This is a genomic window from Bacteroidales bacterium, assembly GCA_031275285.1.
Lineage (GTDB): Bacteria > Bacteroidota > Bacteroidia > Bacteroidales > UBA4181 > JAIRLS01.
On sequence record JAISOY010000055.1, the window covers coordinates 1 to 11,466 of the forward strand.

The following is an 11,466-nucleotide window of genomic DNA, read 5'->3' on the forward strand; positions in this document are numbered from 1 at the left end:
GTAGAAGCATCCCCGGGTCATGACATCGGAGTGGTATCCCTTATCGGAGATCTGGTACTGGCACAAATGAACCGCTATGGAGTATCAATGGACAACCTTAAGAAAATTTACCGTAAGGCCAAACCCAATGATATTGAAAAATGGTTTCAGGCCATTGAAAAAGAGAAAGATACCATGCGTATTGCACGACAAATCGTGGCCGATTTGAATCTTTCCATGAAAATCAGTGATGTTGAATTTCAAGGAGATAAAACCAAAGCCACTTTTTATTATATTTCCGATGAACGTGTTGATTTTCGGCAATTGATCAAAGAGTATGCTGAACAATTCCGGGTAAGGATCGAAATGAAACAAATCGGAGCACGTCAGGAAGCAGGTAAAGTCGGAGGTATAGGAACATGTGGCCGGGAATTATGTTGTTCGCAATGGATGTCTTCATTCGTATCTGTGTCTACCAGTGCTGCACGTTACCAGGAAGTATCCCTTAACCCGCAAAAATTGGCAGGCCAATGTGGGAAACTTAAATGTTGCCTGAATTACGAATTGAAATGTTATCTGGACGCCCAAAGCGATTTTCCGGATACTTCCATACCGCTGGAAACAGAACAAGGAAAAGCCTATCACAACAAAACAGACGTTTTCAGAAGAATTATCTGGTATACGTTTGAGAAAAACACTGAAAATGCAGGGCTTATCCCTTTGGATGTAGATGTGGTTAAAGACATTATAGCGCAAAACCGGCAGGGGATCAAGGTTAAAGAATTGCATGCCAATGAAGATGTCCAATCCAAAAAGTCAGAGAATAATTACCAGAATGCTGCCGGAGAAGATAGTATCAGTCGTTTTGAAGAGAAAAAGCGAAAAAAGAAAAAAAATAAAGGGAGTAAAAACAAAAACAATCAACCGGAACCCATCGAGAAAAAACAAACCGTAGGAGTGGTTTCCGGAGAACAGAAGACGTCTCAAAACAACAAAAACCGCCATAAAAACCGGAACAATCGTAATAGAAACGACAACAGAGATAAAAAAAGACAGGACAACTCCCAACAAACCAATGAAGGATGAAACAGTTCGCTTCTATACCGGCAATTATCTGGTTGGTTGTATTTGGAATATTTATGCAATCATGTGATCTTCAAAATATCTATGAAGATAATGTCCGTATTCCCAAAGATGGATGGCATCAAAAAGAAATGGTCAAATTCAATGTCGATATCAATGACACGATCAGCGAATGTAACATATATATCAATGTAAGAAATAATAGTAAATATAAATGGATGGAACTCTGGCTGTTTGTGAATACCCATTCACCACAGGGGTTAAGCCAGCGGGATACATTGAAAATAATGCTTGCTGATGATCATGGAAAGTGGCTCGGACACGGGCTAGGTGATAAATTTGATACGCGTTTGTTGTATCAGCAGAACATCCGTTTTCCGGTATCGGGCACTTACACTTTTGAATATGAGCAAGCCATGCGTGATGAATTATTGATCGGTATTGATGATATCGGACTACGTATAGAAAAAAGCAAGAAATAATCCATGCTTTTTTAATAGTGATATCTCTTCCTGATATAATTTTACCATTGATTATAAGTAATTAACTTTTCTTATCTGGTTAAAAATGGAAACCACATCTTACTCTATTGGCCGGTGGGCATATCACTTATTATCGGACTGGGGAGTTCCGGATAATTGGGCAAAATTCATCAATTGTATTATATTATTGCTGGCAGTAATACTAATTGTATATACTGCTCAATACCTTACACGGAAAATTATTCGTTTTTTCCTGGACAAGTCTGCAAAAATCACTAAAATCAGCTTCCTTAAATACCTATCACAGAACAGGTTTGCTCATTATTTAGCATTAACTATCCCCTACAATATCGTCAAGTTCTGCATTCCGATTGTCTTTGAGGATTACACGATATGGATCAATCCTTTGAATAAATTAATTGAGATATACCTGATATTCATGGTTATCTGGCTGGTCATGTCCATTATCAAATCCGGTTCGGATGTATTACGGGAAAAGCCTGCATTCGAACACAAACCTATGGAAAGCTATTTGCAGGTAATTAAACTGGTATTGTTTATATTCGGATTGGGGTCGGCATATGTCACCATTACCGGTAAAGACATCACTGTTTTTTTTGCCACCATGGGTGCAGCATCAGCTATTCTGATGCTGGTATTCAAAGACAGCATCATGGGATTTGTAGCCAGTATACAGGTAACTATCAATGACATGGTTCGTATCGGGGATTGGGTTACCATGCCCAAATACGGTGCAGATGGTGATGTGGTCGAAATCAATCTCACCACCGTAAAGGTGCAAAATTTTGATAAAACCATCACTACAATCCCTACTTATGCCCTGATCTCTGATTCTTTCCAAAACTGGCGGGGAATGGAAAATGCCGGGGGCAGAAGAATTAAAAGATCCATCATCATTAAGCAGTCCAGTATCCGGTTTATTGCCGACGAGGAATTATCCAGATTCAAAAAGATACAAGGTATCAGTAATTATATTGACGAACGCCAGGTTGAAATTATAGCCCACAACGAACGGATAAATGCCGACAGAAGTTTACCTATCAACGGACGTAACCTGACGAATGCCGGACTTTACAGAAAATATACCGAGTGGTATTTAAAAAACCACCCCGGCGTACACAAAAATATGACTTTAATGGTACGTCACTTACCACCTACTGATTCCGGAATACCATTTGAGTTATATGTGTTTACCAATACTATCAAATGGGTAAAATACGAAGAGATCATGGCAGATATTTTTGATCATTTGCTCGCTGCCACCAAATATTTTGATCTCCAGATATTCGAAAAAGAGTCGGGTGGAGATATCAAGATATTGGAAATGATCAATAACCGATGAATATGTTGCCCATGATGAAACACATTTTGATCCTGTTCCTAATATTTATTGTTTCATCGACAAATGCTGGGGAGAGGACAAAATTCATGATTTTTGCCGATCTACATCATGATTTGATTCCCGATGGAGAGGATCGTTTACAAGTTGTTGTTAAGCAGGCTCTGAAACAAAAAGCAGATTTTATTATTGACCTGGGAGATTTCGCATTACCTTCATCAAAAAGTTCCGATGTCCGGGAAATACTGGATAAATACCCGGCCAAAGTTTACCATACCCTAGGTAATCACGATGTGGATAAAAACGACAAGCAAACCTATGTTGATTACTGGAACATGCCTGCTCCCTACTATTATTTCGATACAGGAAGTTTTCGTTTCATCATATTAGATTCTAATTTTTTCTTAGATAAAGACAGCATTATAAAACCTTACGAAAAGGGAAATTACGGAAAGGTTGGGGAAGCTGACAGGAATTTTTATAGTCAGGAAGAAGTAACCTGGCTAAAAAAAGCATTAAACGACACTACTAAAATATGTATCCTGTTTTCCCATGCTCCCGTTAACGATCAGTATTCAAAAATTTCACAGAACAAATATATCCATGATATAATCATCCATGCCCGTGATAATGGTACAAGAATTGCCGCAGTTTTCGGCGGGCACATTCACAGTGATAACTACCATCAAATCGATGGGGTCAATTATATACAAGTAAACAGTATCAGCTATATCTGGGGTGGATCAAAGTTTACCAATATGGAAAGATACCCTGAATCAATTTACCGGGAATATCCGTCATTGAAGTATACAATACCATTTGAAAAACCATTGTATGCTGTTGTCGAGATATGTAGTTCCGGAAAAATAAAAATTAAAGGCACTAAAAGCAGATATGTCCAACCTGAACCGGATGAGAAGCTGCTGAAAGAAAAACCATATCCCTGCTCCCCGGTCATTTCAGACCGGAAACTTACTTTCTAAACATCCTTGTTACAACAAAATTTTCATATAAAATGCTAAAGTCTGTTGTTACTACGCTTAATGCCAAATACATACATCGATCCCTTGCAGTCAGGTTATTATACGTTGCCAATAAAGACCGTTTTGACATTTCATTTAAGGAATATACTATTAAAGAAGACATTGAGACCATCGCAGGTGATCTTTTATCTACCGGATGCGATTGTATTGGTTTAGGGGTATATATATGGAATGTCCGGCAAATACAACAACTGGTGATCCGCCTCAAGGAACTGAACCCGGAAATCATCCTGATTCTGGGAGGTCCGGAAGTAAGTTACGAACCTGAGTTTTTCCTGAAGAATACCAAAGCTGATTTTATCATCAGCGGAGAAGGGGAATTTGTACTTGGAGAATTACTAAACGCTTTAGAAAATCATTTACCGGTCAACATCGATGGCGTATCATCACCGGGAAATATCAGCCGTGTCATTGCCCGCGCCGACCTCCACCGTCTGGTTGCCCTACCTTCTCCTTACCAACTGATTGAAGACAGGGAATCATTGAATCATCAGCTGATCTATTTTGAGACATCCCGCGGTTGCCCCTACCAATGTTCTTATTGCCTTTCATCACTGGAAAAAGGAATTCGTTATTTTCCTTATGAATACATTACGAAAAACCTGCAATATCTGATGGACCATGGGACCAGACAAATAAAATTCCTCGACCGGACATTTAATCTAAACAGGAAACACACGCAACGTATATTTGATTTTTTAATCGATCATTATCGGGAAGGACTTACGTTTCAGTTCGAGATATATGCAGACCTTCTGGATGATGCCACCATTAATTTTCTGAATACAAGCTTACCCAAACATTTCTTTCGCTTTGAAATCGGAGTACAATCAAGTTTCGAACCAAGCAATAAAGCTGTAAACCGGAAACAGGATTTTACCCTATTATCCCACAATATAAAAAAATTAACAGAAGGAGGTAAAATCGACCTGCATTTGGATCTGATTGCCGGACTTCCATACGAAACCTACGGGAAATTTGTCCAATCATTCAATGATGTGTTTGTCTTCAGAGCAAAAGAAATACAACTCGGCTTTTTAAAAATGCTTCGCGGGACGAGTATTCGTAGGAATGCTTCGAAGCATGGGTATGTCTTTCAGGAAGAAGCCCCTTATCAAATCATCAGCAACCGCTATTTATCCGGTGATGAATTATGCCGGATACACGAAGCAGAACATACGCTTGAAAAATATTGGAACAGTGGACGTTTTCCCTTAACTATGAATACAGTTTTCAATACTGCCTATAAGGATCATTATTTTGAATTTTTCGATGAGTTGGCCCAATTCTGTAAACAACATCATTACAGATTATATCAATATCAGTTGGTCGATTTGTTCCGTTACCTGCATGCTTTCCTGGAAAGTAAAAAAATCAATTTATTCCATCTCCTTCAGGAAGATTATTACCATCATTTCACGACACGTCCTACCGGCGTTTTCTGGCAAGAAGACCTGAGTAAAAAGGAAAGAAAGCAGCTATTTAACCAGATCTGTCAGGATAAAAATTTCCTGGAAAAGCACCAATTAAACCCTTATCATATAAAAAAGCAAACAATGATTGACCGAAAGGACAATACAAGCTTCATGTTAACAGTTTTCCTGTCATCCGGAAGAAAGAAACTAGAATACCTGTCAAATCATCCATCGTAAATAATAAGCGCGATATCTATTCGTAACCTTACGAATAAATATCCATATTACATTTCCTGAAAAGAGATCATGGTTTATCCAGGTGAATTATCCGAATCATATTGTCTTACTATAAAAAGTAGCGCTATATTCCTTTGCATGAACAAACCAAAACTTTTTGTACTTTTGCGGCGCAATGAAAGACACCACAGTACTCATCAATAATCACCTGAGCGATATTTATACCGGACATCCGGCCATTTCCTCTATCAAACAATCCTTACAATCCGGAAAAACCATCCATTTGAAAGGATTATCCAGTTCATCGCCGGCATTGGTTGCCGCCAGCGTGATCAAACAAATATCCGGTAACCAGATATTTATTTTTCCTGATGCTGAAACTGCTGCATACTTCTATAATGACCTGAACAATATCCTGGGTAATGATCAGGAAATATACTTTTTCCCATCCTCATACAAAAGAATTACCGCACAACTCCAGCTCCATGAAGGAAATATTATTCTTCGTACACGTACGCTGGAAGCTTTGTTACCCGACAGAGAAGATAAACAGGATGGTATCATTATCGTTAGCTATGCTCATGCCATTACCGAGAAAGTCGTCTCCGGGGAAAATCTGCAGCGTAATACCCTACAGCTAAAAAAAGGAGAACATATATCTATTGATTTTATCCGTGAAGTTTTACAGGAATACCTATTCACACACACTGATTTTGTATACGAGCCGGGGCAGTTTTCTATACGGGGAAGTATTGTAGACATATTTTCTTATTCCTCCCACCAGCCTTACCGTATCGACTTCTTCGGTGATGAAGTGGAATCCATCCGTTCTTTCGATGTCGACACACAATTGTCCGAAAATCAACTGGATACTATCCATATCATTCCCAGCATGGATAAGGAATCGTTCCGTACCGGCAGATCTTCCTTTTTTAAACTGTTTGATCATTCAACTATTGTCTGGAGTGAAGATATGGGCATCACACTACACGAAATTGCACGTATCAATAACCAACCACCAGCAAAGGTACTTTCGGGGGATGAGTATATTCCGTTCCGCTGTGATGAGACATTCTCGGAAGAACATGAAATTGTTTCGCTCCTACCAGGTTTCTGTAATATAGAATTCGGAACAAACTATACCTTTAAGGCAGATACTGAGTTCAAGTTCAATACCGTACCACAACCCAGTTTCAACAAGAATTTCGAATTGCTGGCACAAGATATTTCTTCACATACGGAACGCGGTTATACCACCGCTTTGATGAGTGAAAACAAAAAACAATTTGACCGGTTGAGGAATATTTTTAACGATATCATCCCCAAAGCAGCATTCATAGCGGTTCCGAACATCATTCACGAAGGATATATTGACCACGATCTGAAGCTTTGCCTTTATACCGATCATCAGATTTTCGACCGTTACCATAAATACCGGATACAACACAGTTTCACACAATCCAAAAGTATCACCATGAAAGAATTGCAGGGTTTACACCCGGGCGATTATATCGTACATATCGATCATGGCGTAGGTGTATTCGGTGGTCTGGAAAAAATGGAAGTAAATGGTAAGACCCAGGAATGTATCAGGATGGTTTACCGTGATAATGATGTATTGTATGTAAACATCCACAATCTTCATAAAATATCCAAATTCCGTGGCAAAGACAGCACTCAGCCAAAACTGAATAAACTGGGAACCCCTGCATGGCAGAACCTGAAGCAAAATACCAAAAGAAAAGTAAAGGATATTGCCCGCGAACTAATCGCCCTCTATGCCAAACGACGTATTCAGAAAGGATTTGCCTTCTCCCATGACACTTATATGCAGGAAGAATTGGAAGCATCTTTTATTTATGAAGACACGCCTGATCAATTGAAAGCGACCCAGGCAGTCAAGACTGGTATGGAAAGCGATACTCCGATGGATCACCTGGTATGTGGGGATGTTGGATTCGGAAAAACAGAAATAGCTATCCGTGCTGCTTTCAAAGCTGTAAGTGACAACAAACAGGTGGCCATACTGGTTCCTACCACCATACTTGCCTTGCAGCATGAACAGACATTCAAAGAAAGATTGGGGAAATTTCCGTGTACCATTGATTCCATCAGCAGGTTAAGGCCCGCCAAACAACAACGTGAAACCCTTAAGAATCTGGCGGACGGAAAAGTCGACATTATCATCGGAACACATAAATTACTTGGAAAAGAAGTCAAATTTAAGGATCTGGGGTTATTGATCATTGATGAAGAGCAAAAATTCGGAGTATCGGCCAAAGAAAAGTTAAAGGCCCTGCGTGTCAATGTGGACACATTAACACTGACAGCCACTCCCATACCAAGGACCCTGCAATTTTCACTGATGGGCGTGCGCGAAATGTCGATCATGTCCACTCCCCCACCCAACCGGCATCCGATTCAAACCGAGCTGAATACTTTCGATAAGGATATCATCCGTGAAGCGATAGAGTTTGAAGTATCCCGCGGCGGACAGGTCTTTTTTATCCATAACCGGGTACAATCATTGCATGAGATAGAACTGATGATCCGAAGCATCTGCCCGAATATTTCTACTGTCGCCGCACATGGGCAAATGAATGGGGAAGAGTTGGAGAAAATCATGCTTGATTTTATCAACGGTGACTACAATGTGCTGGTTGCCACATCGATCATCGAATCCGGGCTGGATATTCCCAATGCCAATACCATCATTATCAATAACGCCCACATGTTCGGACTAAGTGATCTGCACCAGCTCAGGGGACGTGTCGGACGTTCCAATAAAAAAGCCTTTTGCTATTTATTATCACCTCCTGTTACCGACCTCACACCGGAGGCACGCAGGCGTTTACGGGCCATTGAGGAGTTTTCCGACTTAGGCAGCGGATTCAACATTGCCATGCAGGATCTGGATATCCGTGGAGCGGGTAACCTGATGGGAGCCGAACAAAGCGGATTCATTGCAGAGATCGGATTCGAAACATACCATCATATCCTGAATGAAGCCATGCTCGAATTAAGGGAAGAAGATGATTTCAAAGAAATCTTCCAGGAACGGGAAGAGAAAACTGCCGCAATAGATCAGAAAAATCAAATTTTTGTCAGCGAATGCCAGATAGATACGGATCTGGAACTGTTGTTTCCCGAAGATTATATTGAAAATGTTTCGGAACGTATCCATTTATACCGTGAACTGGACAATATTGATACCGAGGAAAAACTGGCTAAATTCGAACAGGCTTTGACGGATCGTTTCGGACCGGTACCCAATTCAGGTAAAGAACTCATCAATGTAGTACGTCTGAGATGGCTGGCAGCCCGCCTGGGATTTGAAAAAGTCACACTTCGCAATGAACGCTTGTTGGTTTACTTTGTAGGCAATCAAAAATCTCTTTATTACCAATCCGAGACATTCTCAAAAATATTGCAGCTCGTACAGCAGAAGCCGCATTTATTCCGGATGAAAGAAGCCAAAGACAAATTAGCCATGACCATCAGTCCTGTAAAAAGCATCGAAAATGCCATGGCCGTCCTTCAATCCATGGAACAATAGAAAACGTTACTTCCACCCGTCTTCTTAAGAGAATATTTACCTTTTGAATGTGCCCGCGTTTTTACGAACAAATAATCACATCCTCAATTTCATTCCAGCCATAATAGTGTCCGGTTTCAGTTTCATAACACTGTTCATCTCTCCGGCCATACAATAACCACATTTGTCACAAAGCCCCGAAGCAGTTCCGCCACAATCTGGCAATCTACTCCCGTCTACCGTGATAAAATTAGACACCCAGCAATATTTTTTAAATTGGTTATGTTTCATTAATCTTAATCCCGACAGTGAATTCATGATCGGGTACTTTTTCTTTTTGTAGGCAATGACGGTATCCAATACTTTGTGCCGTGTTTCTTCATCCAAAGCCAGATCTTCCGTTCCCGTATAAGGAGTGTGCAGGTTAATGGAGATTGAGCGGATATGCGGATTATTTCTCGCAAATTCTATGGTCTCTCCCACTGACAGGTAATTCAGGGCATTAACGACCATATTGACACTCAGGTGCGGATGACCGGAAGTTTCTATATTCCTGACCAAACGTTCAAACGTACCTTCCCCCCGGATCATATCATGGTATTTTCCTAATCCGTCAAGGCTGACCCAGATGGAATCGGCCTCGCTTCCCGGAAATGGCATCACAGCATTCGTAGTAATGGTAGCGGAAAAAAAACCGATCTTTTTAGCTAACCGGATCAGACTGTTCAGGTTATAATTCTCATCTTTCCAAAGAGTAGGTTCTCCTCCTTCGAAATCAACAAAACGTGATCCTAACCCGTAACAATATTCCAGTTCTTCTCTGATCTGTTCGTATGATTTCCTGATCACTGTTTTTTGCGCATATACACAGCAATGTTTACATTTCAGGTTACATTGGTCGGATATAAAAATCACCGACTGTAAAGGTTGCTTTTTCCCTAAGAAACGTGCCTTAAAAAACCAATATGGAAGGTAAAAAAAAGATTTCATAACGAATAATCAACTATTTATACGACTAAGCACAATATGATGATGGCCAGACAAAAAAAGGACAGTAAATTACGGGCAGACAACCACCGGATCATGAACCATCCGATGCCTGCCTGCTGTATCCTTTTCCATCCGTTCATAGGACCCATCCAAAAACGTGGGTCAAACTGCCTTTCCGGATTTCTCACATATTCAAGCATCAGGTAAAACAAGGATACTGCCATAGGTAAAGTCAGGAATATCCACCAGTAGGTACAAGATAAATGACCGGATAATATGCCGTATGCAATGATACCAAACGGAAGAAAAAGAATCAAGAACAACACAACCAGCATACCGGTAGTATTGTTCAATAGTACGGCCAGTGTTTTTTTCCCGATTTTCTTATCGGGAATAAAATCCAGAATGGAATGTACATATACAATGTTCATGACTAATAATCCAACAGGAATAGAGATGAGAATGATGCCTTGATTGATCTCACCACAGGCGGCATAATAAGTCCCTAACATATTCATAGGCCCGAATATCAGCCCGATCAGCAATTCTCCCAATCCGTGATAACTCAACCTAAACGGAGGTGCAGAATAGGAAATCCCCAGAAATGCTGTTATCAGCGCTATATAGAGAATCATCATTCCCCTGAAATAGAGAATTATTCCACCAAAAACGATACCGGTTACCAAAAAAACAAAGCAGGCTTTCAATAATTGCTGCAGCGTAGCTTCCCCGGAAGTAAGATAAGTACATTTCCCTATCCTTGCCCGGAATCCTTCGTGCACCAGATCATCCCGGTAATCCGACTTCTTTTTCCTGTAATCGAAATAATCATCAAAAAGGTTGAGGGATAAATGAGCTGCCACAACACCCAATACAGCCAGTACAGCCAACCACCATGAAAACCCAGATGCGGATGTTGCCAGACACACGGCTAGGAGTGAAGGCAATAAACTTTGTGGAAGCGCCGTAGGGCGGGAGTTTCTGAACCAGAATCTAAAGATATGCACGTTGATGGTTTCTAAAATGAAGCGGCAAAATTAATAAAATAAACCGGGTTGACCCCTTTTAGCTTTCCCGAAAAGAACAGACACATTATATAATTGAAAATTGATAATCGATAATCGAATATTTTAAGCCGCTCCTATGGTGAACTAAGCGTAAGCCCTCTTGAGCGTCAGTGAGTAATTAACTAAATGAAATACTTGTAAATATTTACTGGAATTCATATAAGAAGAGATCAATAATCAATAATCAATAATCAATAATCAATAATCAATAATCAATAATCAATAATCAATAATCAATAATCAATAATCAATAATCAATAATCAATAATCAATAA

8 protein-coding genes are annotated in these 11,466 nt (G+C 40.1%); 6 read left to right on the forward strand and 2 right to left on the reverse strand.

Going from position 1 to position 11,466, the window contains the following annotated elements:
• The 6 genes from LBQ60_05220 to mfd form a co-directional block, all read left to right on the forward strand.
• Positions 1 to 1,065, forward strand: a 1,065-nt coding sequence (locus LBQ60_05220; protein ID MDR2037305.1) for a hypothetical protein, incomplete at its 5' end; no start/stop codon positions are given.
• Positions 1,062 to 1,544 carry a gliding motility lipoprotein GldH gene (locus LBQ60_05225; GenBank protein MDR2037306.1) on the forward strand — a complete coding sequence of 161 codons (483 nt, stop codon included), beginning with the start codon at positions 1,062 to 1,064 and terminating at the stop codon, positions 1,542 to 1,544. The genes LBQ60_05220 and LBQ60_05225, both read left to right, overlap by 4 nt.
• Before the next feature lie 85 nt (positions 1,545 to 1,629).
• Positions 1,630 to 2,907 (forward strand): mechanosensitive ion channel family protein, encoded by a 1,278-nt coding sequence (locus tag LBQ60_05230; protein MDR2037307.1) that lies wholly within the window; start codon positions 1,630 to 1,632, stop codon positions 2,905 to 2,907.
• A gap of 11 nt (positions 2,908 to 2,918) precedes the next feature.
• Positions 2,919 to 3,887, forward strand: a complete 969-nt coding sequence (locus LBQ60_05235; GenBank protein MDR2037308.1) for a metallophosphoesterase — start codon at positions 2,919 to 2,921, stop codon at positions 3,885 to 3,887.
• 32 nt (positions 3,888 to 3,919) lie between these two features.
• Entirely contained in the window at positions 3,920 to 5,599 is a 1,680-nt protein-coding gene (locus LBQ60_05240; protein ID MDR2037309.1) for a B12-binding domain-containing radical SAM protein, read from the forward strand.
• Between the two features lie 175 nt (positions 5,600 to 5,774).
• On the forward strand, positions 5,775 to 9,155 hold the full coding sequence (gene mfd / locus LBQ60_05245; protein ID MDR2037310.1) for a transcription-repair coupling factor: 3,381 nt from the start codon (positions 5,775 to 5,777) through the stop codon (positions 9,153 to 9,155).
• A 75-nt stretch (positions 9,156 to 9,230) separates the two neighbouring features.
• Here mfd and LBQ60_05250 read toward each other — a convergent pair whose 3' ends face one another.
• On the reverse strand, positions 9,231 to 10,124 hold the full coding sequence (locus tag LBQ60_05250) for a radical SAM protein (protein MDR2037311.1): 894 nt from the start codon (positions 10,122 to 10,124) through the stop codon (positions 9,231 to 9,233).
• A 17-nt stretch (positions 10,125 to 10,141) separates the two neighbouring features.
• Positions 10,142 to 11,131 (reverse strand): prenyltransferase, encoded by a 990-nt coding sequence (locus LBQ60_05255; GenBank protein ID MDR2037312.1) that lies wholly within the window; start codon positions 11,129 to 11,131, stop codon positions 10,142 to 10,144.
• Between the last annotated feature and the right edge of the window lie 335 nt (positions 11,132 to 11,466).

Bases quoted from the DNA above. Each gene is read 5' to 3' on its own strand.
- LBQ60_05250 (MDR2037311.1), bottom strand. From the start codon at position 10,124: ATGAAATCTTTTTTTTACCTTCCATATTGGTTTTTTAAGGCACGTTTC.
- LBQ60_05235 (MDR2037308.1), top strand. From the start codon at position 2,919: ATGATGAAACACATTTTGATCCTGTTCCTAATATTTATTGTTTCATCG.
- LBQ60_05225 (MDR2037306.1), top strand. From the start codon at position 1,062: ATGAAACAGTTCGCTTCTATACCGGCAATTATCTGGTTGGTTGTATTT.
- LBQ60_05240 (MDR2037309.1), top strand. From the start codon at position 3,920: ATGCTAAAGTCTGTTGTTACTACGCTTAATGCCAAATACATACATCGA.
- LBQ60_05230 (MDR2037307.1), top strand. From the start codon at position 1,630: ATGGAAACCACATCTTACTCTATTGGCCGGTGGGCATATCACTTATTA.
- mfd (MDR2037310.1), top strand. From the start codon at position 5,775: ATGAAAGACACCACAGTACTCATCAATAATCACCTGAGCGATATTTAT.